This window comes from Paenibacillus sp. ov031, from assembly GCF_900143165.1.
Lineage (GTDB): Bacteria > Bacillota > Bacilli > Paenibacillales > Paenibacillaceae > Paenibacillus > Paenibacillus marchantiae.
This window is the reverse complement of the sequence record NZ_FRDO01000003.1, coordinates 519,150-545,568: the sequence shown is the minus strand read 5'-3', so window position 1 is coordinate 545,568 and position 26,419 is coordinate 519,150. Positions and strand designations below refer to the sequence as shown.

Genomic DNA, 26,419 nt, shown 5'->3' with positions numbered 1-26,419 from the left:
TCAACTCTATTTTGGGAGGCAAATAACTTGAAGAAGTGGACTACATTAATTATTGGGGCATTATTAGCAGTAAGCATGACAGCTTGCAGTAGCGATGCAGATAACAGTACAGCAACGCCGCCAGCTGGAAACGAAACGTCTAACGAGGGGAATACAACTGCGGAGCAGGAGACAAAGATCCCTACATTGGACGAGTTAATTGAGAAAACGAATGCAGCTACTAAAGATATGAAAAGCTTCACTACGGAAGCCAATATCGATCAAAATTTGAAACTGGTGGCTGGTGAGCAGTCCCAGGATCAACAGGTGAAAACATCACTGAAGATGGATATCATCAAAGATCCGATGATGATCTATCAGGAGATGAAAATGGAAATGTCCGGACAGGAAGCGCAGAATGTGAAGCAGTACATCACTTCGGATAAGATTTATTCGCAGGTGGGGAACCAGTGGGTCAAAATTCCTGACGAGCAAACGAAACCACTGATTGAGCAGATGCAGGCAAGCATGAATCCGGAAGGTGAGCTGGAGCAATTCAAAAAGATTGCCGAAGACACCAAAATTACGGAAGAAGGCGACAACTACGTCATTAACGCTGACGTATCCGGTGATAACGTGAAGGAACTGGCCAAAGCGGTTATGGAGCAAAATGGATCGGATGCCCAAACTCAAGCGATGCTTGATCAAATGAATATTACCAGCATGAAAATGAAATATATGATCAACAAAGAAACCTACCTGCCTGCAAGTACGGATGTCAACATGGTTATGAATATGGAGCAGGAAGGACAGAAAATCTCGATGGACATGAAGATGACCAGTACGTTCTCTAACCATAATGGCGTGAAAGAGATTAAAATCCCGCAAGAAGCATTGGATAGTGCTAAATAATAAGCGCAAGGCTAAGCGGGTGTGATTCTCTCTGATGAGAAGTTAACCTGGTAAAGTTGCTTATGATGTGGATATTCTGGAGAAGGCACTTCTGATATGAATTTGTGTGAACCGACAGGTTCGCTGAATTCAATCAGGGGTGTTTTTCTTTTTTTTGTATGCGTTGTGGTCAGAGTCCAAGGTGTTATAGTATAGTCGTGTAAGCGATTGAATTTAGAGTTGATGGGAAGTTGAAGGAAGGCTATTTCAGGCAGGAGGTCAAAGAAATGATTGAATATGCACATATACATCATGTGAGTCTGGCTGTACGTGATTTGGAAGTTGCGAAGACATTTTATTCCGGTTTGCTCCGCATGCAAGAGATTGAACGTCCGCCTTTCAACTCCACAGGCACCTGGTATGCCCTTGGTAGTCAACAGCTTCATCTGTTACAGCACCCGCAGGGACACACTCTTCGTGAGGCAGGGATCGATACAACAGATGGACATTTTGCGATCTGGGTGAAGAGTTACAAGGAGACTTTGGCCTGGCTGGAACAGCAGGGAATTGAATATGAGGCAAGACCAGATAGTGTTGCCGGGTTTGCACAGATTTTTGTACTTGATCCTGACCGCAATATTATTGAGTTTGATGCACCTTATCATTCTTGAGTGATTTGCGTTTGAATAAATCCCTTGCTCCTCCAGAAATTGTATGCTATATTATCCATACATTCATAGCACGTGACGGAAGCACCGTCCATACACTGCATACTCATGCGGTTATTGGACGGTGCTTTTTTGTGCTTTTTTGCAGGGAGGGAAGAAGAATTGATTGTTCTTAAGGCAGTGCTGGCTTCCAAAGACAGAGAGTATATCAGCGCCTGGCTTGATTTTGTACAAGGGAGCTCGTCCGGCTCCGGTATACGATTTACCGCCTTTTCACAATGGGAAGCGTTCAGGGATCACATGAATGAACAAGAAGGCAGGGAACTGCCGGATCTGGTGATTGCGGAACCGGAATTTCTGAACAGCTGGCTGAGTCACGGTGGCGAAACCTCGGGTATTCCATGGGTGATGCTTAGTGAAGGATTAGATGAGGTGGATGAGGATAAACGGCTGATGAAATATCAACCATTGCCTACGCTGATGGATGCTGTTCTTAATGCTTGTCGGCAGCCGCGTCGGAAGAAAACCCATCGTCCAGGACAGGAGACACTTTCTATTGGAGTTGTATCAGCTTCCGGCGGGAGTGGCAAAACGGCGGTGGCGATGCATATGGCGAAGCAACTGGGGGTTGCGGGATATGCTGTTCTGTATCTCAATCTGGAGACGCTGGATAGCTCAATGCCATTTCTGGAGAAGGGTATGTCTAGAAGTGGGCAGCGTATAACTGATGCAGAAACAGGGCTTTCACGTCTGCTATACGATTTGAAGGTGGGCAGGAAAGAATCATGCAAACAGGGACAAGTGCAGTCTTCCTCCAAAGGGGTGGATGGATACGTGCTTCGTCACGAAGCGCTAAAGTCGGATGTATTCTGGCCGTTATCGAATCGGAAGGAATTGCTGCAAATGTCCCGTGAAGATACGAAGAGTCTGATCCGTTATTTGGCTGACTGTGGGCAATATGATGTGCTCATTCTCGATGGGGACTCAGGTTGGGATGGACGCAGTGAGGGGATTTTCGATGCTGCAGGTGTGTTCGTGTGGCTGGTTGAGGATGACATCTCTTCCATGCACCGCTGGGGTCAATGGATGCAGCATATGGAGCGTACGTGGCCGGATCTGCATGAAAGTGTACTGGATCGTGCCCGCTTCATTGTCAACAAGTATCGGGACAGCGTCATCAATGCCTTGCCAAGACCTGATCTGCATCTGGATGCTGTACTGCCGTATATCCCTTCCTGGAAGCAGCTAAGCCAGGAGGAAGTGATGCTCAGCTCACCGATCTTTCAACGCGAAGTGAAGAGACTATGCGCCATGATCGTACAGGATGGGGAAGAAGAACTGAAGCAGACAGGACGAATCCAGAAGGGTGATGGTTGGTCACTATGACGGATTCATCCAAGATGATACTGGACCGTGAAGAGCAGTTTCAGATCATGCGTCGCGAGGTCAGGGCTGGCCTCGATTTAACGTCGTCTGCGGGAGACGAAGAACTGTGGCAGGGAATTGAGCGTAAAGTGCTCTCTGACCCGAATCTGGATGATCTGACCTCCGGGGAGCGTCATACGCTGGTACAACGGTTATTTGACTCCTTTCGAGGGCTGGATATTCTGCAACCATTGGTGGATCATCCCGAAATTACGGAGATTATGATCAACAGCCACCGTGAGATTTTCGTTGAGCAGGAAGGTGAAGTCAGACAGATCACGCTGGAGTTCGAGTCCAGGGAACGACTGGAAGACATTATCCAGATGATTGTATCCGGGGTGAACCGGATTGTGAATGAGTCTTCTCCAATCGTGGATGCGCGGTTGAAAGACGGCTCTCGGGTCAATATCGTGTTGCCTCCTATTGCATTGAAGGGTCCGACTATGACGATTCGGAAATTCCCAAGTGAACCGATGAAGATGTCCGATCTGATTGGTAAAGGTGCCCTGCATGAGAAAGCGGCAGAATTGCTGCAGCAGTTGGTACGCAGCAAATACAATATTTTTATCGGCGGCGGAACCGGGTCGGGGAAAACTACTTTCCTAAATGCATTATCTCAGTTTATCCCGGCGGATGAACGGATCATCACGATTGAGGACTCTGCTGAATTGCAGATTGTTACGGTACCCAATCTGGTATCGCTGGAGACGCGTAATGCCAATACCGAGGGCAAGGGGCAAATATCTATTAGGGACCTGATCAAGTCATCCTTGCGGATGCGTCCAAATCGAATTGTCATTGGTGAGGTGCGGGGGGCAGAAGCACTGGATATGTTGCAGGCCATGAACACTGGACATGATGGCTCGTTGTCCACGGGTCACGCCAATACGATCTCCGATATGATCAGCAGATTGGAGACCATGGTGCTCAGAGGAGCGGATCTTCCCATTGCGGTTGTCCGGCAGCAGATCAGCTCAGCCATTGATATCTTTGTACATTTATCCCGGCTGCGTGATCGTTCACGTCGGGTGACCGAGATTAGCGAAGTGATTGGCATGCAGGACGGAGAAGTACTGCTCAATCCACTGTTTCGTTTCCAGGAAATCGAAGAAAAAGAAGGCAAGATTATTGGCGGACTCGTGCAAGTTGGAACACTGAGACAAGTGGATAAAATTCAGATGGCTGGGCTAGCGGAATGGTTGAACGAGTACATAGAACGCAATAGTGATGAGTTGAATGGATCGGATAACAACGTAAATTAGTTGATTTCATTGGTAGGTGATGAAGTTGGGTGAGGCCAGACAGGCGTTAACAGACTACACCGTATATACGCTTTCCCGGAGACAGCGGATTGTCTGTATGCTGATTAGTAGTTTGTTGTTCTTTGGTGTCGGTATTTTGTTCTATCATCACTGGTTGGCCGGCTTGATATTAGCTGCGGGGTGTATATGGGTACCAAAACACTGGACCAAAGTACTGCTGGAACGAAGAAGAATGACTCTCAGTTTACATTTTAAGCAGGCATTATATGCGTTATCCTCTGCGCTGGCTGCGGGAAAATCAGTAGAGAACGGTTTTAAGGAATCAGTGGAGGATCTGCGCATGCTGAATCCTGAGGCGGATACAGATCTCATTCGTGAATTCACCATTCTGAGGACGCGTATGGAATATGGTCAGCCCATTGAAGAGGCGCTGCAAGACTTCTCGGATCGGGCCAAAATTGAGGATATCACAAACTTTGCCGATGTGTTCATCACTTGTAAGCGAACGGGTGGAGATCTGGTCGAAGTGGTAAGGCGAACCTCTGCGGTGATTGGTGAGAAGCTGGATATTCAGCAGGACATCATGGTAGCGGTGGCACAGAAGAAGTTTGAATCTAAAGTGATGTTTGCCGCTCCATTTATTTTTCTGATTTTTCTAAACTTTACGGCCAAGGATTTTATGGAGCCGTTATACAGCGGGATGGGATATATGATCTCCAGCGGGGCATTGGCGTTACTTGCCTGCTGTTATTTGTGGATTACACGCATTATGGATATCAAAGTATAAGGAGCTGACACGATGCTGCTTCCCGTTATTTTCGGAGGGGTGCTCGGAGCAGGGTGGCTGGTGCTTGATCGAACGCGAGGGCAGACCTACCGACATTTGCGCAAACTGGATATGGAAGGAATACGTCTGAAGAAGCTGCATGGCCCCTTTTTGTTTTTACTGGACAAGTTCGAGGTGGGCCGCAGATTGCCTGTGCTCATGTTCCGTATGCAGCATGCCATTCAGAAAATGTATGGCATACAGCATAGTGGAGAGAAAACGATGCTCTACTGTGCTGAGATGCTGACTTATTCGTGGCTGATGTTGCTCGTAGGCTGCCTTTTGGCGCTCGTTGGGGACATGGGGCTTGGGGGTATGGTAGGTGGATTGGCACTCGGTGCTGCACTGCCCTTTGCGCTCTACAAAGATCTTAACACCAAAGTACAGCGAAGAGATCAGGACATACTCATGGAGCTGCCGGAGTTATTGAACCGAATTGTTCTGCTAGTTGGTGCGGGAGAAACGGTGCAGCGTGCCATTGTTCACTGTGTAGCCAGTCAGGGAGAACGAAATCATCCCCTCTATAATGAGTTGCGAAAGATGGTTGGGGATTGGAATAACGGTTATTCGTTTCAACAATCCTTTGAACAGTTCAGTCGCCGCTGTGGTGTACAGGAAGTGACGATTTTTACAACAACAGTGCTGCTGAATTTCCGGCGAGGGGGAGGTGACTTTGTATTGGCGCTGCGTGATCTGTCCCATGTGTTGTGGGAGAAACGCAAGGCTGTTAGTCGGGCTAAGGGAGAACAGGCTTCTTCCAAACTGGTGTTTCCGATGGTACTGATCTTTTTTTCAATTGTGGTGATGATCGGGGCACCTGCTTTTATGATGATGAATATGTAGGAGGAATTGGGGATGCTGGAATTGATGAAAAGCAAGGTAACTGGATTTTGGAAGGAAGAGGATGGGCTTGGTACGTTGGAGCTGATTCTGATCATCGGCGTTATTATCATTATTGCATTAATATTCAAGAAACAAATAACTGAACTAATTACGAGCCTCCTTAGTAAAGTGGACACGAAAAGTAATGAATTTTTCCCGGGTTAGTAGATTCAAAAAGGAAGAAGGGAGCTTCACCATTGAAGCCTCCCTGGTCTTCCCTATTGTGTTGTTTATTCTCGTGTTACTTTTATTTTTCTCCATGTACATGTATCAGAAAACATTTTTGAACCAGCATGCGTATGCAGCTTCTGAACGTGCCGCCTACAGCTGGGATAACAGCCACAAGCAGGCGATGACAGGAGAAGTTGTTGCTGGGGAACATGACAACTTGTACTGGAGACTGACCGATGATCGATTGCTCGGAGCACTGTTTGGTTGGGTGGGAGCGGACAATGAGGTTATTGTGTCAGTACCCGCAGGAGAAGGCGGAAGTCTATCGGAAAAGAAACTGTCCCAAGCGGCACAAGGTATGCCCTCTGGCATGAACGGGACAATTGAATATCAGAACTCGCTGATCCAGCGAAAAGTAACGACTAAGCTGGAGCAGGTGATTTCTTTACCGCTGCCTTCTTTTTTATTTGATTCAGGTAACAGTGTATTAACACAAGGTTCATCTGCAGTTGTAGAGCCGACGGAATTCATCCGAACGGTGGATCTGGTCCGTTATTATGCAGCCAAGTTTAAAGGCAAGGGCGGAGCCGCAGCCAGTACTGCCGCTGAAGCGGGACAGGTTGTACAGCATTTTGGCAAAACCAAAAAATGAGGAAAGGAGGAGGAAGCACTGTTCAGAAAAAAAGACGGTGAATCTGGAGCCGTAACCGTGTTCTTGATCTTGATTTTGGCTGGAATCTTTATGTTTGTTTCCATTTTCATTGATTATGCACGTATTGCTGCTTTCAAAGTACAGGCAGAACGAATGACGCATGCAGCGATGAGATCTGTGATGTCAGCCTACGATACTTCCTTGCGGGAGTATGGTCTATTTGGATACGGTGACAGCAGTGGTGACTCCATTATGGCCAAGGTGCTGAATGATAGTGTGAAGCCCTCGGCTGTGAAAGATGGGTTTCCCATTCTGGATATCCAATGGGATACGACTTCACTAAGCATGGAGCGTGAACTGGGCAGATACGATATTTTTAATCGCCAGATCCAGGAGGATATGAAATATCGTGCGCCGGTTGATTTTACCCTGGAAGTGGTCAACCGTTTTAAGCCGATGTCAGAAGAGATGAAAGAAGCTGCTCATACCGTGGATCTGCTCAAAAAATTGCAAAAACTGTATGACAAACGTGAGGAATTGCTGGACGAAGCAATAGCCAATCAGACGGAATCCGCCGATAAGCTGAAGGGTCTGCCTGCACTGATCATGAATCCGCCCTCCTCTGCCATTTACGATGAGATGTTAAGAGAGACGCCAGAGACAGCTGCCGAAGCAGCGGCGCGTTATGCGGATTATCTTAACAAAAAACAAATGGATGAGGGGCTGCCATTTAACCAGCAACAGTACATGCTAGAGCTAGCTCGTTATCGGACAGGTGTAGGGAATGTGGCGACAGGCATAAGCACGATCATACAACCAGCATTGCAGGCTCACCAGACAAAATTGGAGGAAGCCCAAGTCGAGATTGAAGAAGCTCGCAAGATCAATGAGGAAATGAAGCGGGTAATCGCTGAAGGGGAGAACCGTTCACAGAATGCCAGTTATGAAAACGTAGGCAACTCAACGCTGCCTGGGACGAGCCCTCCGTCTACCGGATCGGGAAGTGAAGCCAAGAGTACACGCTCCCTTGCTTCGGAACTTGTAAGAGCTGACACGCTGTTTGATCAGTTAAATGCACATGTACGCTCACAAAATTCGGATTTCACCAATGTCAGAAATGACAGTATGGAGCTTAATACGCAGCTTCGCACTGTTACGGTAATGAGTGGTGTTTCCATTAAACCAGGGGTTAGACAGGCTAGTCAGGTCACGGAACGATACATGGACACTTATGTAAGAAGTGGTCCCTCCAATGTTATTCTCCAAAGCAAACAGCTGTTGGAGAGCGGTCGCGGATCTGATGCCCAGCGCAAAGCGAATGATAAGGAATCCAAAGGGAAGTTGAAGGAAGTTAAACGCATATTGTCACAAATCGAAAAGGGGAGCTCCGGCTCCATGGAAGCCTTCAAACAATTGGAGGAGTACTACAACGCCAACATCGCTTTTAACCAAGCGAGCCGTGAAGAAGCCAAGAAGGCAGAGATTGCTGGAGATCCGTATGACTCCGGTGGTGACGCAATGAACGGAATGGACAGTTTGTTCGGAGGAATGTCTAATTTGCTGGATAGTTTTGGCGATGAGTTGTTCCAGAATGAGTATGCACTGGCGTATTTCAACTCCATGGATTTTGGGCAATTGTTGGGCTGGACTGAAGGCAGTGGAGATGCTGGTGAAGTGTTCAAACTGCAAAATCAGGAATTGGAGTACATCGTATATGGTTTTCATAATCCTTCGGGGAACATTGCCGCTGCGTATGCGGAGATCTTTGGCATGCGTCTGGCGATTCGAACTGCAGAAGGACTAATTGAGAATAGCAAGCTTGGGAATCCACTACTTGTATTATCTGCTGCAATTTTATACGGAATTACAAACGCTATAGCAGATATGGTGAAACTGGCTAAAGAAGGTAGTGTGGAATTGTCCAAATATATCAAAGTCAAGCTTACATACAGGGACCATCTGCGTTTGTTCCTATTAATGCATAGCAACAATGAACGCAAAATGTCCAGAATGTTGGCTTTGATCCGATTGAATACCGGCGTGAATCCGGATGAGAAGCAGACATACGCTTCAGGAAACATGCGCAGCAGTATTAAATTGTGGTTTTTACCAGGAGTCACAAGAAGTATAGGTGCTCTCATGGGTAGTGCAGACCAGGTAGAGGATGGGCGATTTTTCATTGATCGAAAGGCCGATTATTCCTATTGAGTAATCTGGGTCGTTTCGGTGGAGGGATTATGGATAAGCAGCATCTGCAGGAAAAAATATTGGCACGATTACAGAGTCGACTTACACGAGTGCGTAGACTGGAAAGATTAAAGTCTCTGACTGAGCAGACACATTCAGTTTCCAAAGTGCGTTTTCCAAAAAAAGAAGGTTCTCCAAAAAAGACGGGTTCATCAGAAAAGGAAATGGGCAGCATCGTTTTGGAAGCCTCACTGGTTTTGCCTGTATTCCTGTTCTTTGTCATGTTCCTCATTTACATCGTACAGATGACGTTGGTATCAACAGCATTGCAGAGCACGGCAGGAGAGGCAGTAAAGCAGTTATCCACGAAAATATATCCGGTCTCCCTTGTATTCAGCCCCTCTGATTCCGCAGATGGTGAAGGTTCGGAGGGTGGGTGGAAAATACCGGAGTTGTCACTGACGGAATGGGCCGAAGAGTACGCCTCTTCACTGCCAGAGCCGCTAAGTGATTGGGTACGTGCAGCTGCTGCCAGGGGTGAACAACCGTTACAGGAGGTAAAGACATCCGTTCTTGAGACAGTACTTGATCCTACCGTTAAACCGCTGCTTGAGCCTTTTATTAATACTTCTGTACTAAATGTAGAGCGTGTGCATGTTAACGGTGTTTCCATACCTGATCTCAAAAATAAAACGAATCCTTACTTTCGGCTTGAATTGAGCTATGAATTGCCTGTTAAAGTCCCCTTTCTAGGGAAATCTTTACGTATTCAAGCGGCTGCGGCAGAACGGGTATGGATCGGAGATACCGGAGAAGGCTCCAATAGTAGTGGGGGAGACGCCGATTCTGCAGGAACAGTAACCGTGTTATCCAAGCCGGAGCCAGCATACATAGGCAACAATGCAACAATTAAGGTCAAAGTAGAGCCCGGAGCCACAGCGAACTTGACCATATTTTACAAGTCCGGTGAAAGTTCAGCCAAGCATATCGGGTGGGCGACTGCTGACGAAAATGGTGTGATTGAGTGGAACTGGTTTGTTGGTACACGTACAACGGAAGGCACATGGACATTTGTTGTAGAGACTGCGGATGGTGCCAAGACGGTGACCGAGTTTAATGTGGCTTCCAGAAAATAAGGAAGGAGATGGTGGAGGTGGAGTGGTTTTACCTGGCCTGTGGTCTGTATGTGATTGCAGCTTTTGTTACAGATGTTCGTTCGATGAAAATTCCAAATCGTTTAACTTTACCAGTGACTGTCGCTGGAGTGCTGGTCCATATTATCTGGGGAGGTTGGGAGGGGTTTCTGTTCTCCGCAGCCGGATTCGCGATGGGGTTCGGTGTCTTATTTCTAATGTATCTAATCGGGGCAGTGGGTGCAGGAGATGTGAAATTGTTTGGAGGAATTGGAGCTTGGACAGGACTGGCCTTTGGCGTTCACGTTATTATTTACTCCGTTTTGTACGCAGGGGCAATTGGATTAGTCATTCTATTGTTCCGAAGGGATTCTGCGAAGCGGATTCGCGGGATGGCAGGAAATCTTGCCGGTTTCTTCATGCTCGGTTCGCTCAAGCTGGTCAATCAGGAAAAGACATTGAAGTTTCCTTTTATGCTGGCCGTATTGCCAGGATTCATTAGCGCCTATATCTACATGATTTAACTAAGCAATGGAAAGAGAGGATTGGCATGTATGGATTAACGAGAGATTTCATTCGAAATGGCGGATCGTTTATGGTTTTGGAGAAAGCGGAAGGGCTGCGAATGGACGAACTGAGCCGTGTGCAGACGGGCATGTTGTCTTCAAATCAAATTCCCCGACTTCTTCCCGTTCATATTCGAGAGGTAGACCGAAATGTAACGTTACAATACGATATTTCAGGATATAAGATGTTACCTCAAATGTTGAAGTCAGGAAAAATCAAGCTGCGTGTGTTATATGGTCTATTGTTTCAGCTGGCAGATACGTTTACAGAGTGTAGACAATATATGTTGGATTCGCGTAAATTACAGATTCAGGAAGAGTACATATTTATCAATGGTTCACTTGAACTGGGAGAGCTTGGCTTAGTATATATTCCAATGGTCGATGCAGTTGAGGTAGATCCGACGCCTCAGCAATTCCGAGAACTGGTTATTAGGTTAATGGCCCATGTTCAGGAACTTCAGGGCGAAGGGATTCAGCGTGTCCTCCAGCTATGTGAGATTGAACAATGGGATATTAGACAACTGCGTGAACTTTTGCTTGAATTATATGCAGATGAGCAGAGTGGTTTAGGCCAGGCAACGTTTATGTCTTCACGTGGGTCATCCGGCTCAACTGACAGTAAATTAGGAATGCCACTTTCTGCAGTTCCGGAGCAGGGAAATGATCTGTTTTTCAATAGAAGTGGGCAAGATCAGTATCGTCAGTTGGATCGGAATGGCGAAGCTGGGCAGCAGTTAAAATCAAATCATCAACCGAGGATATCTACTGCGGAGGATGACAAACCACTTAACAAACCCTTTTCAGGATTTTCGGGCAGACGTTCACCGATAGAGTCCTCATTGCAAGCGAAAGGTGTTACGAATCCGTCACAGCGCCAAACGTTTGATTCAATACAGGACGATGATATGGAAAAGGACGAGAAGGACAAGAAGCAGGATTCTTCCAAAACGACCTATATCATTCTGGGCTGTATGATTGCCATCGCGCTGGTATGGAGATTCATCTATATGGAACAACCAGGGCAGACACAAAAGATTCTATCTGCAGCATTAAGTGCTGGCTTGCTTGGGATCGCGGGTTGGGCATGGGTGACCAAAGGGAAATTCGGAAATTCAAAATCCAATTTGCTACGCAAAAAGATGCCGAATGAAGAATATGCAGATGGCGAATTACAAGAGGGCTCTACCAATAAGAAATCTGCTTTTTTTGGATTGGGGAGAGGCAAAGATAAGCAGAAAGAAAGCCAAGAAGAGATGTTTCAGGAGAGCTGGCGTTGGAATGCATCTGAAATGTCACCAGAAGGTAACAGCTATGGACAAGGTTACATGAGTCAACAGAGCTCTGGTGATATACAAAATGCTCAATCAGAACGGGGGCAATCTTTTGAATCCAGGTCATCTGTAGCAGGAAATTCTCGCTTTCAAAATCTACATATACCATCTGAAGCTTCTGATGAACCTTTTGTTCAGCATACTGTCGAATCCGTGGCTGCAACATCGGAGCTCATTCGTCATCATGCGGCGGCTGATGCTACAGTAAATTTGCAGAGTGTTGCTGGCGGAAGCATTACGGGAGCAGGTCTAGTAGTACCTTCCTTTTATCTTGAACGCAGATCAGCAACAGGGGACAAAAATGAACGGATGGATGTCCGAGGAGCATCGTTTGTCATTGGCCGATCGGCGGACATGGTCCAGTGGGTAGATTCAGCAACCGGTGTGTCCCGTGCTCATGTGGAATTGAGCCGGAACAAATCGGGCTATGTCATTAAGGATTTGGGTTCTGTGAATGGAACCATTCTCAAGGGCGATGTTCTTGCTCCGTACAAAGAATATCCACTGGAAGATGGGGATACCTTTACGTTAGCTGAGTCTGTTTACACGTATCGATCAGTCGGATAGACCCCGGTGTTTTAGATCTTCCAGTGCATCGGTTAATGTAGGAAAGGTGAACTGGAATCCGTGATCCAACGCTTTTTGCGGGACAACCCGCTGTCCTTGAAGCAGCACGACAGAGAGTTCTCCGACCAGTGTTTTGATCAGAATTCCGGGTACGGGGAACCAGTGCGGACGATGATACACTTTGCCTACCGTGCGTCCGAATTCATCGTTGGTTACCGGGTTGGGCGAAGAGGCGTTCACCGGACCGGAGATTTCTTTATTTTGGATCGTGAAATCAATCAAACGCACAATATCCATAATATGAATCCAACTGGTCCACTGTTTGCCACTTCCCACCCTGCCCCCAACACCAAGCATATAAGGCAGTTTCATTAATGGAAAAGCACCTTTTTTATGACCAAGCACGAGGCTAACGCGGATTTTCACAAGTCTCACATGTTTGATGGCATCAGCAGCAACTTCCCATTGTTGAGAAACGCGGGATGGGAAATTCACCGATTTTTGAGGACTGTTCTCATCAAATGTTTCTGTAGGAGAGGTGCCATAGATTGCCATGGCAGATGCCTGTACGACCACCTCTGGTTTGTGTTCCAGTGAATCTATCAATTTGGCTACGCGTGCTACAGTAGTCACTCTGGATTCAACAATCTCCAGTTTCGCTTTGGTTGTCCAACGTTGATTCAACGTTTCTCCAGCCAGATTCACCAAGGCATCCATTCCCTCCAGCAAATGAGGCTGTTCCTCTACCTGTTCCCATGAGACATAAGTAAGGTTTTGGCTGGGATTATGTAAATTCGGCAGTTTGCGTGTAATAACTTTCACATGATGGCCTGTCTGAAGCCAGTAATCAACGAGTGCTCCTCCGACAAAACCGGTACCTCCGCAAATCGCAATCTTCATCTTGGCGACCTCCTTGTTATTTTGACTATGCTGACATGTAATATTGGATCGACAAACAGCCCCGGGCGGTAAGCACTGCCTTGCTGGGAATGACTTACCTGACGGAGCATGTTTGCAAATATGTAAGCCTAATGCATGTTCGGCTGTATTCCATTTTCTATTTATTCATCAAATGTTTATAAGGCGAATAGTCAATTTGGTTCTTCTCCAAAAATTTCACCAGAAACTTATTATCCCGCTTCGGTGTGGCTATAATGTATCCTTTAATGCAATGATCTCTGGATACTTCAGGTGCATTATTTTCGTACGCAATTTTGCCGATTTCTGCTGCAATGGAATGTTTGGCGATATCTCGAAATGGGCCAGGAACAGGCTCCACAAGCTGGTCGAGAAAAGCTTTTGCTTCATCTGTCCATAAATGACGGCTGGTTTCAACCCAGTGGTTCTGCCAATCGAGTTTCGACTTCCCGTCTGCCTTCGGAAGCACTTTCAAAAACTTGCGCATCATAAAAAATCCGCCAACACACATACTTCCAAGCAAAAGAACGGTCCAGAATGCGATCGTGTTCATAAACCAATTGCTGGGGGAACTACTAGTCAACGTCCAAGCGTAGGAGCCGAAAATCATTGCGGAGTCACCTCGGTTTATTGATTTTCACGGAAAGACGGATTCCGCCCACCCATGTTCCAAATTACAGCTGTAAAAAATAGCCTATATCCCGAATTATAGCGCATTTCTAGATTTATTTCGATAATCGCGTTAGAATAAGGGATAATTCAGAAAAAGGGGGATTAATGATGCTTAAAATCGGCTCCCATGTGTCCTTTTCGGACAAGGGATTATTGAGTGCAACGAAGGAAGCGTCCTCGTACGGTTCCAGTTCGTTTATGATATATACGGGTGCACCGCAAAATACCCGCCGCAAGCCTATTGAGTCCATGTTTATTGAGGAAGGCAAGCTTGCGATGCAAGAGGGCGGAATGGAAGATATCGTTGTCCATGCGCCATACATTATTAACCTCGGATCATACAAAGAAAACACGTATGAGCTAGCCGTAAGTTTCCTTCAGGAAGAGATTCGTCGCACACATGCGATTGGAGTCAAAAATATCGTGCTGCATCCCGGCGCATTTACGGATAAGGATGCTCACTACGGCATCGGACGTATTGCTGAAGGCTTGAATGAAGTGCTGGACGGAGTGAAGGAGACGGATGTGAATATCGCTCTGGAAACGATGGCTGGTAAAGGAACTGAAATGGGCCGCAGTTTTGAAGAAATTGCTCAGATCATGGAGAAGGTCACACACAATGAACGCCTTACTGTGTGTATGGATACATGTCACATTCACGATGCGGGTTATGATATCGTGAACGACTTGGACGGTGTTCTTGAACAATTTGATCGTACGGTAGGGCTTGACCGCATTGCCGTAATGCATATTAATGATAGTAAGAACCCTGTGGGTGCGCACAAGGACCGTCATACACCGATTGGATCCGGCTGGATTGGTTTTGAGGCGATTAACCGTATCGTGCATCACGAGGCTCTTCAAGGGCGTCCGTTTATTTTGGAAACGCCTTGGATTGGTAAAGAAGCCAAAACTCAGCGTCCTATGTATGAAGCAGAGATTGCATTGCTTCGCGGGGATGTTGCTGGTCGATTTGGTCCTGAGTTCCTGACTGAAGTGGAACAGCTGCATCATTTCTTCAAAGGAAAAGAGATTGAGTCCCGTTCATATGTTCTGGATATCTGGACATTGCTCAAGAATGATGCCAAAGCGAAGAAAGCCGATCCACGTGAGCCGTTGGAACGTCTGTATGACCTCGTGGCTGAAGCCGCATTGTTCCCGCACTTGAATGAAGAACAACTGAATCAACGTTTGATCGCCTGGCTTGCAGGCAAAGAAATTTTTGTCACGGCCTAGTTGAAGGAGGAAAATTAACCCGATGGAGATTCACGCTAAACAAGTACGACCTGATGTTAAAAACCGCGCCGATCGGGCGCGGATGCTCATTTCCTGTCCGGATGGACCGGGAATTGTTGCCGCAGTATCCCATTTCTTACACCAGCATGGTGCAAACATTGTACAGTCGGACCAGTACACAATGGACCCGGCTGGCGGCATGTTTTTTATGCGGATCGAGTTCGATCTTCCACAATTATCGGTGAACCTGCCTAAGCTGGAAGCTGATTTTGAAGAAGTGGCAAACCGTTTCAAAATGGATTGGAGTCTTTCTGCGGTTAGCCGCAAGAAGAAACTTGCTATCTTTGTATCCAAGGAGGATCACTGTCTGGTTGAGCTGTTGTGGCAATGGCAGGCTGGCGATCTGGATGCAGACATCGCGCTTGTTGTGAGCAATCATCTGGATATGAAGGACTATGTAGAATCATTTGGCATCCCTTATCATCATATTCCGGTTACAGCGGATACGAAGAAGGAAGCGGAACAACGTCAGTTGGACGTCATTGGTAATGATATCGACGTGATTATTCTTGCGCGCTACATGCAGATCATTTCCCCGATGTTCATTGAGCATTACCGCAATCGTATTATTAACATTCATCACTCGTTTCTGCCTGCCTTTGTCGGCGGTAAACCGTATGCCCAAGCGTACAACCGAGGTGTCAAAATTATCGGTGCGACAGCTCACTATGTTACGGAAGAGCTGGATGGCGGACCGATCATTGAGCAGGACGTTCAGCGTGTAAGCCACGGGGATGATGTAACCGAGTTGAAACGCATTGGACGTACCATTGAGCGTGTAGTTCTTGCTCGTGCCGTGAAATGGCATGTTGAAGACCGTGTACTGGTTCATGAAAATAAAACCGTTGTGTTTTAAGCTAATGCTTTAATACTGCGCAAGGTTGATTCGTAAAGATACAGTTCAGTTCTATTCCGAAAAAAAGAAAAGGCGTTCCCCTATTCATGTCTGAAAGGGGGATCGCCTTTTTGGTTGTGCTTCTGGCTGTGCTTCCATACATGACCGCACCAACCAACGACCACGCCAAATAACAGATGCCCTGTCAGCCAGTAAAGTATCGCTTTTATATCATATAGATCAGGCACACGACTCGACAGCTGGGAGAGTGGAATATACAGCAGGGAAGAGAGAGCGCCGATCAGGACGCCTTTGGATATCGGATGACCTGAACGCTGAATCCACCATATGTAGAAGTTGCCAATGATTATGGAAACGATAAGATGCAGCACAAATTCGATATATTCAGGTAATGTGGGCGGAAGCCATGGAACAAAATCAATGTTCAGCAGCAAGGTATAGACTTTTTCACCAGTGTAAGTCTGAAGAGCCTTTAAAAAGAACCCGAGCACCAGTCCGGATGTAAGACCTGTTAAAACCCCGGCTTTCCAGGGTAATATGTGTTTTAGCGATTTTGGTGACTTAGCCAAATGTTCCGGCATATGCGAATCCTCTTTTCCATATGAAGTACAGCCTGATGTGCACAAAAGTCCGATTTTTCCAATCATGATCAAGGACCATTATATGCAAAATCAACTTCGATATCTAAAAAGAGTATGGTTTTCCGCTTAAAGGTTATACTTCATCCGATGGATTTGCGATGCTGGCTGAGCTAGAAGATATGCTGAAATGCTCAGTATGACACTCTTTTTGCGCAACTGGAAACAAATCCCTCGTCATAAACAGCCGAATTTTCCCGATCTTCTAAAAGAAGGTTATGGAAAACCTTCACGCCAAGTGATACAATACAAAAGTGAATAAGTCAAAATGAAACACTCAAGCGGATTCACTTATTGTGAAATTCGGTTTGCTTGTATGATGAGAGGGATTCGCTTGCGCAACCCGACTTATCTAAAGACATGAGGAGGACAAACCATGACTGACAAGAACGAAGCGATTCAAAAGGAAGAGAACAACACCATCGACAACCTGTCGATCACTACCGTACGTACACTGGCGATTGATGCAATCGAGAAGGCAAATTCCGGACACCCGGGAATGCCTATGGGCTCCGCTCCAATGGGGTACCAACTTTTTGCAAAAACGATGACACATAACCCGGACCACCCAACTTGGGTTAACCGGGACCGTTTTGTTCTGTCCGCAGGACATGGCTCCATGTTGCTGTACAGCTTACTTCACCTGAGCGGGTATGACCTGCCTATGGAACAATTGAAACAGTTCCGTCAATGGGGAAGCAAAACTCCGGGTCACCCGGAATTCGGACATACTGCAGGCGTTGACGCAACAACTGGACCACTGGGCCAAGGTATTGCAATGGCTGTAGGTATGGCTATGGCTGAAGCTCAACTGAGCGCAACATATAATAAAGACAAATTCAACGTAATCGACCACCACACTTACGCAATCTGTGGTGACGGTGACTTGATGGAAGGCGTATCCCATGAATCAGCTTCCCTGGCTGGACGTTTGCACCTGGGCAAATTGATCATGTTGTTCGACTCCAATGACATCACTTTGGATGGTAAATTGAACCTGTCTTCTTCTGAAAGCATCGCGAAGCGTTTTGAAGCTTATGGCTGGCAAGTGCTGCGCGTTGAAGATGGTAACGATCTGCCTGCAATCCAAAAAGCAATTGAGGAAGGTCAAGCAGATACGCTTCGTCCTACACTGATTGAAGTTAAAACTGTAATTGGTTACGGTAGCCCGAACAAACAAGGTAAAGGCGGCCACGGCGGTACTCACGGATCTCCACTGGGTGCAGACGAAGCTAAATTGACTAAAGAGTTTTACAAATGGGTTTACCAGGAAGATTTCCACGTTCCAACTGAAGTTCGCGAACACTTTGCACAAGTGAAAGATCGTGGTATCTCTGCTAACAAAGCATGGGACGAGAAATTTGCTGAGTACAAAAAAGCATTCCCTGAGCTGGCAGCTCAATTCGAAACGGCAATCAATGGCGATCTTCCAGAAGGTTGGGATCGCGATCTGCCTAAATATGCAGCAACAGACAAAGCTGTATCCACTCGTGTAGCATCCGGTAATGCACTGAACGGTTTGGCTCATAACGTGCCACAACTGACAGGTGGTTCTGCTGACCTTGAAAGCTCCACAATGACTCACTTGAACAACCTGGAGAACTTCTCACCTGAAGATTATTCCGGTCGCAACATCTACTTCGGTATCCGTGAATTCGGTATGGCTGGAGCAATGAACGGTATGGCACTGCACAGTGGTGTGAAAGTATTCGGAGGTACATTCTTCGTATTTACAGACTACCTGCGTCCAGCTGTTCGTCTGGCTGCCCTGATGGGTCTGCCTGTAACGTACGTCCTGACTCACGACAGTATCGCTGTTGGTGAAGACGGTCCTACTCACGAACCAATCGAGCAATTGGCATCCCTGCGTATCATTCCTAACCTGACAGTTATTCGTCCGGCTGACGGTAATGAAACTTCTGCAGCATGGGCTTACGCGCTTGAGAACAAGAGCAATCCGGTTGCACTCGTACTCACTCGTCAAAACCTGCCGATTCTGGAAGGTACCGTTGAAGGTTCACGTGAGAATGTGAAACGTGGTGCGTATGTTGTCTCTGATGCAAAAGACGGCAAAGCTGTTGCTCAAATCATCGCGACAGGTTCCGAAGTGCAACTGGCTGTCAAAGCTCAAGCAGCACTTGCTGAACAAGGCATCCAAGTTCGTGTAATCAGCATGCCGAGCTGGGATCTGTTCGAGAAACAGGACAAAGCATACAAAGAATCCGTCCTGCTTCCAGATGTTAAAGCGCGTCTGGCGATTGAAATGGCTCACCCAATGGGTTGGGAAAAATATGTCGGCGACCAAGGCGACATTCTCGGAATCAACACATTTGGTGCATCCGCGCCTGGCGACCGTGTTATCCAAGAGTATGGCTTCACTGTGGAAAACGTGGTTAGTCGCGTAAAAGCATTGCTGTAATAGCTTGAAAAATGCTGCAAGAGGGACAGTTAATTTCTGTCCTGCCGAGCAGTAAGTGATTTCCGGCAGAGAATGGGTGGGCAACCGCCCTGATCTGTTTTGCCTTTTGTTTTGATTAACTTCAGGGGGAGCGGGTACGCATGTCACAGTTTGATCAAGTCAGTGTAGTGAAAGAGGCCAACATTTATTATGAGGGCCAGGTAACTAGTAGAACGGTTATTTTGGGGGATGGCAGCAAGGTGACTCTGGGCATTATGCTTCCAGGCAGTTATGAGTTCGGTACAGATTCCCGTGAGATTATGGAAATTCTGTCCGGCGATCTGAGAGTATTACTTCCCGGAGAAGAAGATTGGCAAGAGATTCAAGGTCAAGCTACGTTCCACGTGCCTGCCGAATCCAAATTTAAACTGGAGATACGCAGCGTTACCGACTACTGCTGTTCGTACCCGGCGGAATAATACAAGAAGGGTAACCAGAACCGCGACACGCGGATTCGGTTAACCCTTTTTGCTTCTTAAACTCTAACGACAAAGTTCGGGCTGCAAGCTTGTCAGCCCTGTGGATTTGAAGTATCCTTAGGCTAAGTTGTTTAGAATGGAAAACGGAAAAAAATACGCTACCGATATCAGGAGGTTTTATAGATCATGGCAAAAAAAGTGAAGTTTGACTACAGCACTGCCCTGCAATTCGTCAATCAGCATGAAGTGGACTATTTCGCTGAGCCGATTCGTTTGGCTCACGAGCAGCTCCACAACGGAACGGGAACCGGATCGGATTATCTGGGCTGGATCGACCTTCCTACCGCTTATGACAAAGAAGAGTTCTCCCGTATTCAAAAAGCGGCTGCTAAAATCCAAAGCGATTCCGAAGTACTGATCGTCATCGGTATTGGTGGATCATACCTTGGTGCACGTGCAGCGATTGAGATGCTTACGCACTCTTTCTACAACAACCTGCCTAAAGACAAACGCAAAACGCCTGAAATCTACTTTGCAGGAAACAACATCAGCTCCACGTATGTAACTCATTTGCTGGATCTGGTTGAAGGCAAAGACTTCTCCGTTAACGTTATCTCCAAATCCGGTACAACAACGGAGCCAGCAATTGCTTTCCGTATCTTCCGTGCAGCACTGGAGAAAAAATACGGTAAAGAAGAAGCTCGCAAACGTATCTATGCTACGACAGATAAAGAGCGTGGCGCACTGAAAAAACTGGCGAATGAAGAAGGCTATGAATCCTTCATTATCCCGGATGATGTAGGTGGACGTTACTCCGTTCTGACGGCTGTAGGTTTGTTGCCAATCGCAGCAGCTGGCATCAGCATTGAAGAAATGATGCAAGGTGCGGCTGACGCTTCCAAAGAATACAGCAACCCGAACGTAGCTGAGAACGAAGCATATCAATATGCAGCTGTTCGTAACGCACTGTATCGCAAAGGTAAAGGAACAGAAATTCTCGTGAACTACGAGCCATCCTTGCACTTTGTATCCGAATGGTGGAAACAGCTTTACGGAGAGAGTGAAGGTAAAGACTATAAAGGGATTTATCCTGCATCCGTTGATTTCTCGACTGACTTGCACTCCATGGGTCAATTCATTCAAGAGGGTAGCCGGAACATCTTCGAAACTGTGATTCAGGTTGCTGAAGTATCGGAGCATATTTCGATCCAAGCTGACCCGGATGATCTGGATGGTTTGAATTTCCTTGAAGGTAAAACAATGGACTTTGTTAACAAAAAAGCGTTCCAAGGAACACTGCTTGCACACACAGATGGTCAAGTGCCAAACTTGATTGTGAACATTCCAGATATGTCTCCATATTCTTTCGGATATCTGGTATACTTCTTTGAAAAAGCATGCGGCATTAGTGGTTACCTGCTGGGAGTCAATCCATTTGACCAACCAGGCGTGGAAGCTTACAAGAAAAATATGTTCGCTTTGCTGGGCAAACCAGGCTTTGAAGAAGAGAAAGCAGCGCTGGAAGCGAGACTTTCCGAATAATTCATCGGTCTGCTCATATAGTTAAATAAGGTAATGTAATTACATTCGGGGAGTCATTGTGAAGCAATGGTTTCCCGGATGTTAAACCAAGGCAGTTCGTCCGCGTGCGCGCGGGGAACTGCTTTCTTGTAAAATGGATCAAATTGGTGGAAAGTTGGATAGGGATGATTGAACGTTATCGCACGGTTCGAGGACCGGGCAATCTGGAAATTGTAATCAAAAAGTCGCGATTTATCGGTCATATTATGCCGGTCACGACGGAAGAAGAAGCTAACGCTTTTATTGATGAAATAAAGAAGAAACATTGGAATGCTACTCATAACTGCTCAGCGTATATGATTGGTGAGCGGGATGAGATCCAGAAGCAATCCGATGATGGTGAACCAAGCGGAACCGCTGGAAAACCGATTCTTGAAGTCATCAAAAATCAGCAATTGAAAAATGTGGCTATCGTTGTTACACGTTACTTTGGAGGAATTATGCTTGGAGCAGGTGGGTTAATACGCGCTTATACGGATGGAGCAGTTGCAGCCATAGAAGCCGGGGAAGCGATTACCAAAGTGCTCCATCGTGAAGTGTTTGTTGAACTGGATTATACATGGCTGGGCAAAGTGGAAAATGAATTAAGGAGCCGGGAAGTCCGTACAGGTGAAACTGGGTTCACCGATAAGGTTACGTTGACTTGTCTTCCGCCGGATAGTGAAACCGAGGCATTTGTGGCCTGGATCACAGATTTGACGCAAGGGCAATCCCGGATCACGGAGGGACAGCGGCTTTATTTTATTGAAGGGGAATAAAATATATGGCTAGAAGAGCAGTCGAACAGGAGTTGTCGAGGGAGCGGATACTGGAGGCGGCAAGGCATCTTTTTATTACCAAAGGATACCGTGCCATTTCGATGCGAAGCATCGGCCAGCATCTAGGCTATAGTCATGGGTCGCTGTATTATCATTTTAAGGAAAAGGCAGAGTTGTTTTATGCCATCGTGGTTGAAGATTTCAATCATCTGGGGCATTTGCTGCTGCAAGCCATGGTCAGGCCAGTCATGGGCGGCGTGAGCAAGGTGGAACATATCATGATGGAGTTTATTCGTTTTGGTTTGGAGAATCCGTATCAGTACGAGATTATGTTCATGATTCGGGATGAGGAATTGCTATCGTATTGTCGTACGGAGCAAGGAAGATGCTTTGAATTGTTCGCCTCCATTATTCGGCAATACATGAATGAAGAGGGCTGTACGGAAGAGGATATTCAATGTGTACCACGTACGCTGTTTTTGTCCATGCACGGATTCATATCGTATTATATTCAGGACCGTTTAACCTTTGCAGAGATTGAATCGGCTGCGTTATCTCATGTCAAAGTACTCTGCCGTAATCTCCAACACCAGCCTGGCGTCCAATAAGGCGCTTTTGTCGCACTCCACACTTCAGGGCGGTGAATTGTCATAACATTAATTCTTTATAACGTTGTCTCGCGAAAGTTTTTGCGCGAAGAAGATCATTACAGGCGGGTTACATCCCTAGAATAGGGTGGGCCGCCTGTTTGTTTTTTTATTTCCATTGATGGCGAATCATTAGAAATGAGGTTGAAATGGAGCTAACCTTCCATGATTTTAAGGAGATATTCCCGCTGACGAGGACCATCAAATTCGCAAAAATAGATGCCCTGCCATCTGCCAAGCAGTAATCTGCCCTCATGTATAATCACCGTTTGTGATGGTCCGGTTGTGATCGATTTCAAGTGAGAAGCCGTATTTCCTTCAGCATGCCGATATTCGGGATGTTGCCAGGGGTATACCTCGTTTAGACGAAGCAGCACGTCATGTTTGACATCAGGGTCTGCATTTTCATTAATTGCAATGCCTGCTGTCGTATGTGGACAATAAATCAATACAGTCCCATTCTGCACACCGCTGTCACGGACAACCTGCTCTACTTCCCGCGTAATATCCTTCATCTCATCCCGTCGGGATGTCGATAAATTCTTCGTATATAACATATTACTTCACTCCTTTGCTCCAAATTGTTCCTCTAGATTGTACCTTAACCATTCCATACCAAACAAACCACTTAGATAAAGGGGGATCAAAGAAATCTGGGGATAACAGCGATAGGATGGTTGTTCTGGCCGTGTAGTAGGCAGTGTGATTTTTATAAAATCCATCTCATAGGTACCCCGATTTTATTCAATAAAAGCATTGACGATTAGCACTGCAAACTGGTAAAGTATCAGATAAGCAAAAACCAAGTAGACTAATGGGAATAATATTAAAGTAATAAAATCCAACTTAGGAAAATGGTTGTATCAAAGCAGGAAGACTGCCGACCGGTCATAGAACCGGAGGCTGGGAGGGAATGCAGCAATGAATACCGTTCTTCGTCACAAGGGATGGACTTGGGGATTCCGCAGTACCGTATTGCTATATTTTATCGTACTCATTGTACTTCCAATCATCGGTGTGTACGTCAATTCCTTTTCTGAAGGATGGAGCAACTTTATCCAAAGCATTATGGACCCAATTGCATGGAAAGCCGTGCTGTTAACGATCCGGCTGGCTGTTATAGCTACGGTGATTAACGTCATTTTGGGAACCATGATTGCCTGGGTGCTGACACGTTATCGCTTTTTTGGGAGGTCGTTCCTTAACAGTCTGGTAGATCTTCCTTTTGCTCTTCCAACAGCTGTTGGTGGCCTGATGATTATGCTTCTCCTGGGTCCGATCAGTGCCATAGGCAAACTAGCGGAATCTATGGGGTTTGAAATTGTGTTTCACCAGCCTGCGATTGTGATCGCGATGACCTTTGTTACGTTTCCATTTGTCATCCGTGCGGTGCAGCCTTTGCTCGAGGAGATCGATCCCTCGGAGGAAGAGGTATCCTACACGATGGGAGCATCGAAGGCGCGCACATTCAGGCAGGTCATTCTTCCTTCCATGGCTCCGGGCATGATTAGTGGGGGAATGCTCGCATTCTCCAGAGCACTGGCCGAATTCGGGGCTGTTGTGCTGGTGGCAGGCAATATTCCGGGAAGAACATTGACGGCTTCCGTATTTATTTACGGCGAGATCGAAAGTGACAATCCAACCGGTGCCGCGGCCGTGTCCGTACTGCTCTTAACACTCTCCTTCCTGATCCTCTGGCTCATTAATCTGGTGCAGATGCGGGGGAGAAGACGATGAGGCGACTATTAATCGGACTGACGTTTGCGGTGTTCATTGTACTGCTGATCATCCCGCTTGGACGTATTTTTATTGGTGCATTTGAAGACGGGGCAGGAGGATTCCTGGATGGGCTGTTGCGCCCTGAGGCGCTGCATGCCTTGATGATGACAGGACTTGTTGTACTTGTTGTCACGCTGTTAAATACATTGTTTGGCGTTATGATGGCCATCTATCTGGTTCGCGCCGGATGGCTGAGTGACCGGGTGAAAGGGCTGCTGAACAGCATTGTGGATCTGCCCTATGCCGTATCGCCCGTCATTGGCGGACTGATGATTGTACTACTGCTGGGTCCCAACAGCATTATGGGCGCTTTTTTTGAAGGAATTGGATTTAATGTGGTGTATGCCTTCCCGGGTATGGTCATTGCAACGTTGTTTGTTACTTTTCCACTGATGGTTCGAGAGGTGATGCCTGTCTTGCAGGAGCTTGGATCTCAGCAGGAAGAGGCTGCGTCAACGCTTGGTGCATACGGCTGGAGAACGTTCTGGAGTGTTACCTGGCCTTCCATCCGCTGGGCGGTTGTGTACGGTCTTGTGCTGACGGTTGCCCGCTCGCTTGGGGAATTCGGTGCAGTGCTGGTTGTATCGGGTAACATTATGAACAAAACGCAGACGGCAACAACGCTTGTATATCAGGATGTAGAGAATTTTAACGTAGCTGCCGCAAATGGTGTGGCATTGGTACTGGTTACCTTTTCCGTCGGGTTGCTGCTTATGATGGAATGGGCCAAGAAGCGAAAGGAAGTGCATTGATATGCATGTGGAAGTCCGTGATCTGAACAAACATTTCGGTGATTTTCATGCGGTAAAAGATGTCTCGTTCGATATTGCTAAAGGCCATCTAATCGGTTTGCTGGGACCCAGCGGAGGTGGGAAAACATCCATACTGCGTATGCTGGCAGGGCTGGAGAATCCGGGTTCCGGAGAGATTCGTTTTCACGGAAAAGTCGTAAACCATCTGCCTCCGCAGGAGCGGGGAATCGGATTTGTATTTCAGAACTATGCTTTGTTTAAACATATGACGGTATTTGAAAATATCGCCTTTGGGCTCAAGGTTAAAAAGACACCCAAAGCCCAGATCCGTGATCGGGTCATGGAGTTGGTGGAATTGACGGGGCTGAAAGGTTTCGAACAGCGTTATCCACATCAGTTGTCTGGTGGACAGCGTCAGCGTGTCGCTTTTGCCAGAGCATTAGCTCCGGAGCCACAGCTGCTGCTGCTGGATGAACCTTTTGCCGCCATTGATGCCAAGATCCGTCAGGAATTGCGTTCGTGGCTGAGAGAGCTGATTGAGCGGGTAGGCATCACTTCGATCTTTGTAACCCACGACCAGGATGAAGCGATTGAAGTTGCCGACGAAATCATGATTATCAGCCAAGGGCGCTTAGAGCAGAAAGGTACACCATGGGATATTTACAAAAATCCAGAGACGCCTTTTGTTGCCACATTTATAGGGGAATCTACCGTTGTGGAAGACGCTTCACAGCTTAAGGGCTTCGAACATGCGGTGGAAGGAGAGCGTACACGTGCACTGATCCGGCCTGAGTATATCGAGATCGGTTTGAAAAACGAGTTTAGCATGCTGTCCGCTACTGAAAAGGGGATTGTCAAACACCTTCATTTCCGTGGAAGTGAATGGATGGTGGAAGTGGAAGTTGAGGGCCATAAACTCATTACGTATCGATCCCTGGAGAAAACAACCCTGCAAGTCGGCCAACAGATTCGAGTGCTTGTGCATCGGGCATATCTGTTCAATGATACCCATAGCTGGGTTGTTGAGAACCGATTGAAGGAAGATCCAATGCCGGTCATCATCTAATCAGAACATCATTTAATTCAGGAATGATCCTTATTT

General features: G+C 46.7%; 26 protein-coding genes. 22 read left to right on the top strand and 4 right to left on the bottom strand.

All coding sequences use genetic code 11. The annotated features are described in order from the left end of the window. Window positions 1–27: 27 nt before the first annotated feature. The 12 genes from BUA17_RS16385 (at window position 28) to BUA17_RS16330 (ending at window position 12,543) form a co-directional block, all read left to right on the top strand. Window positions 28–891 (top strand): DUF6612 family protein, encoded by an 864-nt coding sequence (locus BUA17_RS16385; RefSeq protein ID WP_063564419.1) that lies wholly within the window; start codon window positions 28–30, stop codon window positions 889–891. 266 nt (window positions 892–1,157) lie between these two features. Further along, the gene (locus tag BUA17_RS16380; protein WP_072734286.1) at window positions 1,158–1,541 is read left to right on the top strand and encodes a VOC family protein; all 384 of its coding nucleotides are present in this window, start codon (window positions 1,158–1,160) and stop codon (window positions 1,539–1,541) included. A 159-nt stretch (window positions 1,542–1,700) separates the two neighbouring features. Continuing rightward, entirely contained in the window at window positions 1,701–2,924 is a 1,224-nt protein-coding gene (locus BUA17_RS16375) for a nucleotide-binding protein (RefSeq protein WP_072734285.1), read from the top strand. Further along, window positions 2,921–4,225 carry a TadA family conjugal transfer-associated ATPase gene (locus BUA17_RS16370; RefSeq protein ID WP_083584739.1) on the top strand — a complete coding sequence of 435 codons (1,305 nt, stop codon included), beginning with the start codon at window positions 2,921–2,923 and terminating at the stop codon, window positions 4,223–4,225. Before BUA17_RS16375 ends, BUA17_RS16370 begins: the two co-directional genes overlap by 4 nt. 25 nt (window positions 4,226–4,250) lie before the next feature. Further along, a complete protein-coding gene (locus BUA17_RS16365; RefSeq protein WP_244552163.1) occupies window positions 4,251–5,012 on the top strand; it encodes a type II secretion system F family protein in 762 nt (253 codons plus the stop codon). A 12-nt stretch (window positions 5,013–5,024) separates the two neighbouring features. Beyond that, window positions 5,025–5,894, top strand: a complete 870-nt coding sequence (locus BUA17_RS16360; protein ID WP_072734283.1) for a type II secretion system F family protein — start codon at window positions 5,025–5,027, stop codon at window positions 5,892–5,894. Between the two features lie 12 nt (window positions 5,895–5,906). Continuing rightward, entirely contained in the window at window positions 5,907–6,098 is a 192-nt protein-coding gene (locus BUA17_RS16355; protein WP_072734282.1) for a Flp1 family type IVb pilin, read from the top strand. Beyond that, the gene (locus BUA17_RS16350; protein ID WP_072734281.1) at window positions 6,079–6,756 is read left to right on the top strand and encodes a TadE/TadG family type IV pilus assembly protein; all 678 of its coding nucleotides are present in this window, start codon (window positions 6,079–6,081) and stop codon (window positions 6,754–6,756) included. Before BUA17_RS16355 ends, BUA17_RS16350 begins: the two co-directional genes overlap by 20 nt. Before the next feature lie 57 nt (window positions 6,757–6,813). Further along, complete coding sequence (locus tag BUA17_RS16345; protein ID WP_083584738.1) at window positions 6,814–8,964, top strand: hypothetical protein; 2,151 nt, start codon at window positions 6,814–6,816, stop codon at window positions 8,962–8,964. Window positions 8,965–8,993: 29 nt separating this feature from the next. Further along, window positions 8,994–10,079 carry a pilus assembly protein gene (locus BUA17_RS16340; RefSeq protein WP_083584737.1) on the top strand — a complete coding sequence of 362 codons (1,086 nt, stop codon included), beginning with the start codon at window positions 8,994–8,996 and terminating at the stop codon, window positions 10,077–10,079. Window positions 10,080–10,087: 8 nt separating this feature from the next. Beyond that, window positions 10,088–10,600, top strand: a complete 513-nt coding sequence (locus BUA17_RS16335) for an A24 family peptidase (RefSeq protein WP_072734279.1) — start codon at window positions 10,088–10,090, stop codon at window positions 10,598–10,600. A 26-nt stretch (window positions 10,601–10,626) separates the two neighbouring features. Next, a complete protein-coding gene (locus tag BUA17_RS16330; RefSeq protein ID WP_072734278.1) occupies window positions 10,627–12,543 on the top strand; it encodes a DUF6382 domain-containing protein in 1,917 nt (638 codons plus the stop codon). Here the strand turns inward: BUA17_RS16330 and BUA17_RS16325 are convergent. Together BUA17_RS16325 and BUA17_RS16320 are read right to left on the bottom strand one after the other, a co-directional pair. Continuing rightward, entirely contained in the window at window positions 12,532–13,443 is a 912-nt protein-coding gene (locus BUA17_RS16325; RefSeq protein WP_072734277.1) for a TIGR01777 family oxidoreductase, read from the bottom strand. The two genes, BUA17_RS16330 and BUA17_RS16325, sit on opposite strands and share 12 nt — an antisense overlap. Window positions 13,444–13,600: 157 nt before the next feature. Further along, window positions 13,601–14,071 carry a DUF2621 domain-containing protein gene (locus BUA17_RS16320; protein WP_063564408.1) on the bottom strand — a complete coding sequence of 157 codons (471 nt, stop codon included), beginning with the start codon at window positions 14,069–14,071 and terminating at the stop codon, window positions 13,601–13,603. Window positions 14,072–14,241: 170 nt separating this feature from the next. On the opposite strand from BUA17_RS16320, the gene BUA17_RS16315 reads away from it, so the two are divergent. Together BUA17_RS16315 and purU are read left to right on the top strand one after the other, a co-directional pair. Further along, a complete protein-coding gene (locus tag BUA17_RS16315; RefSeq protein ID WP_064639974.1) occupies window positions 14,242–15,369 on the top strand; it encodes a deoxyribonuclease IV in 1,128 nt (375 codons plus the stop codon). Window positions 15,370–15,391: 22 nt separating this feature from the next. Next, entirely contained in the window at window positions 15,392–16,285 is an 894-nt protein-coding gene (gene purU, locus BUA17_RS16310) for a formyltetrahydrofolate deformylase (protein WP_072734276.1), read from the top strand. An 80-nt stretch (window positions 16,286–16,365) separates the two neighbouring features. Here the strand turns inward: purU and BUA17_RS16305 are convergent, their stop codons facing one another. Further along, the gene (locus BUA17_RS16305; RefSeq protein ID WP_072734275.1) at window positions 16,366–16,866 is read right to left on the bottom strand and encodes a hypothetical protein; all 501 of its coding nucleotides are present in this window, start codon (window positions 16,864–16,866) and stop codon (window positions 16,366–16,368) included. 433 nt (window positions 16,867–17,299) lie between these two features. On the opposite strand from BUA17_RS16305, the gene tkt reads away from it, so the two are divergent. The 5 genes from tkt to BUA17_RS16280 all read left to right on the top strand — a co-directional run bounded on the left by tkt (window position 17,300) and on the right by BUA17_RS16280 (window position 22,747). Beyond that, a complete protein-coding gene (gene tkt, locus BUA17_RS16300) occupies window positions 17,300–19,342 on the top strand; it encodes a transketolase (protein WP_064639968.1) in 2,043 nt (680 codons plus the stop codon). 140 nt (window positions 19,343–19,482) lie between these two features. Then, the gene (locus BUA17_RS16295) at window positions 19,483–19,800 is read left to right on the top strand and encodes a pyrimidine/purine nucleoside phosphorylase (RefSeq protein WP_053781719.1); all 318 of its coding nucleotides are present in this window, start codon (window positions 19,483–19,485) and stop codon (window positions 19,798–19,800) included. Window positions 19,801–19,986: 186 nt separating this feature from the next. Next, a complete protein-coding gene (locus tag BUA17_RS16290) occupies window positions 19,987–21,342 on the top strand; it encodes a glucose-6-phosphate isomerase (RefSeq protein WP_063564402.1) in 1,356 nt (451 codons plus the stop codon). A gap of 164 nt (window positions 21,343–21,506) precedes the next feature. Next, on the top strand, window positions 21,507–22,139 hold the full coding sequence (locus BUA17_RS16285; protein WP_072734274.1) for a YigZ family protein: 633 nt from the start codon (window positions 21,507–21,509) through the stop codon (window positions 22,137–22,139). 5 nt (window positions 22,140–22,144) lie between these two features. Next, window positions 22,145–22,747: a TetR/AcrR family transcriptional regulator gene (locus tag BUA17_RS16280; protein ID WP_063564400.1), complete on the top strand. Its 603-nt coding sequence runs from the start codon at window positions 22,145–22,147 to the stop codon at window positions 22,745–22,747. Between the two features lie 194 nt (window positions 22,748–22,941). On the opposite strand, the gene BUA17_RS16275 is transcribed toward BUA17_RS16280, so the two are convergent. Next, entirely contained in the window at window positions 22,942–23,343 is a 402-nt protein-coding gene (locus BUA17_RS16275; RefSeq protein WP_072734273.1) for a secondary thiamine-phosphate synthase enzyme YjbQ, read from the bottom strand. Between the two features lie 364 nt (window positions 23,344–23,707). Between BUA17_RS16275 and cysT the strand changes: the two genes are divergently transcribed. From cysT to BUA17_RS16260, 3 genes are read left to right on the top strand one after another with little or no spacing between them, the layout of a single operon-like run. After that, the gene (gene cysT / locus BUA17_RS16270; protein WP_072734272.1) at window positions 23,708–24,523 is read left to right on the top strand and encodes a sulfate ABC transporter permease subunit CysT; all 816 of its coding nucleotides are present in this window, start codon (window positions 23,708–23,710) and stop codon (window positions 24,521–24,523) included. Continuing rightward, on the top strand, window positions 24,520–25,317 hold the full coding sequence (locus BUA17_RS16265) for a sulfate ABC transporter permease subunit (RefSeq protein WP_064639962.1): 798 nt from the start codon (window positions 24,520–24,522) through the stop codon (window positions 25,315–25,317). The genes cysT and BUA17_RS16265 overlap by 4 nt, the downstream gene beginning before the upstream one ends. Before the next feature lies 1 nt (window position 25,318). Beyond that, window positions 25,319–26,383, top strand: coding sequence for a sulfate/molybdate ABC transporter ATP-binding protein (locus tag BUA17_RS16260; protein ID WP_072734271.1), 1,065 nt, complete (start codon window positions 25,319–25,321; stop codon window positions 26,381–26,383). The last annotated feature ends 36 nt before the right edge of the window (window positions 26,384–26,419 follow it).

What these genes read in the sequence shown, in the direction of transcription:
- BUA17_RS16380 (WP_072734286.1), top strand. Translation starts at nt 1,158, where the DNA reads ATGATTGAATATGCACATATACATCATGTGAGTCTGGCTGTACGTGAT.
- BUA17_RS16370 (WP_083584739.1), top strand. Translation starts at nt 2,921, where the DNA reads ATGACGGATTCATCCAAGATGATACTGGACCGTGAAGAGCAGTTTCAG.
- BUA17_RS16360 (WP_072734283.1), top strand. Translation starts at nt 5,025, where the DNA reads ATGCTGCTTCCCGTTATTTTCGGAGGGGTGCTCGGAGCAGGGTGGCTG.
- BUA17_RS16355 (WP_072734282.1), top strand. Translation starts at nt 5,907, where the DNA reads ATGCTGGAATTGATGAAAAGCAAGGTAACTGGATTTTGGAAGGAAGAG.
- BUA17_RS16350 (WP_072734281.1), top strand. Translation starts at nt 6,079, where the DNA reads ATGAATTTTTCCCGGGTTAGTAGATTCAAAAAGGAAGAAGGGAGCTTC.
- BUA17_RS16340 (WP_083584737.1), top strand. Translation starts at nt 8,994, where the DNA reads ATGGATAAGCAGCATCTGCAGGAAAAAATATTGGCACGATTACAGAGT.
- BUA17_RS16335 (WP_072734279.1), top strand. Translation starts at nt 10,088, where the DNA reads ATGGTGGAGGTGGAGTGGTTTTACCTGGCCTGTGGTCTGTATGTGATT.
- BUA17_RS16330 (WP_072734278.1), top strand. Translation starts at nt 10,627, where the DNA reads ATGTATGGATTAACGAGAGATTTCATTCGAAATGGCGGATCGTTTATG.
- BUA17_RS16325 (WP_072734277.1), bottom strand. Translation starts at nt 13,443, where the DNA reads ATGAAGATTGCGATTTGCGGAGGTACCGGTTTTGTCGGAGGAGCACTC.
- BUA17_RS16320 (WP_063564408.1), bottom strand. Translation starts at nt 14,071, where the DNA reads ATGATTTTCGGCTCCTACGCTTGGACGTTGACTAGTAGTTCCCCCAGC.
- BUA17_RS16315 (WP_064639974.1), top strand. Translation starts at nt 14,242, where the DNA reads ATGCTTAAAATCGGCTCCCATGTGTCCTTTTCGGACAAGGGATTATTG.
- purU (WP_072734276.1), top strand. Translation starts at nt 15,392, where the DNA reads ATGGAGATTCACGCTAAACAAGTACGACCTGATGTTAAAAACCGCGCC.
- BUA17_RS16305 (WP_072734275.1), bottom strand. Translation starts at nt 16,866, where the DNA reads ATGCCGGAACATTTGGCTAAGTCACCAAAATCGCTAAAACACATATTA.
- tkt (WP_064639968.1), top strand. Translation starts at nt 17,300, where the DNA reads ATGACTGACAAGAACGAAGCGATTCAAAAGGAAGAGAACAACACCATC.
- BUA17_RS16295 (WP_053781719.1), top strand. Translation starts at nt 19,483, where the DNA reads ATGTCACAGTTTGATCAAGTCAGTGTAGTGAAAGAGGCCAACATTTAT.
- BUA17_RS16290 (WP_063564402.1), top strand. Translation starts at nt 19,987, where the DNA reads ATGGCAAAAAAAGTGAAGTTTGACTACAGCACTGCCCTGCAATTCGTC.
- BUA17_RS16285 (WP_072734274.1), top strand. Translation starts at nt 21,507, where the DNA reads ATGATTGAACGTTATCGCACGGTTCGAGGACCGGGCAATCTGGAAATT.
- BUA17_RS16280 (WP_063564400.1), top strand. Translation starts at nt 22,145, where the DNA reads ATGGCTAGAAGAGCAGTCGAACAGGAGTTGTCGAGGGAGCGGATACTG.
- BUA17_RS16275 (WP_072734273.1), bottom strand. Translation starts at nt 23,343, where the DNA reads ATGTTATATACGAAGAATTTATCGACATCCCGACGGGATGAGATGAAG.
- cysT (WP_072734272.1), top strand. Translation starts at nt 23,708, where the DNA reads ATGAATACCGTTCTTCGTCACAAGGGATGGACTTGGGGATTCCGCAGT.
- BUA17_RS16265 (WP_064639962.1), top strand. Translation starts at nt 24,520, where the DNA reads ATGAGGCGACTATTAATCGGACTGACGTTTGCGGTGTTCATTGTACTG.
- BUA17_RS16260 (WP_072734271.1), top strand. Translation starts at nt 25,319, where the DNA reads ATGCATGTGGAAGTCCGTGATCTGAACAAACATTTCGGTGATTTTCAT.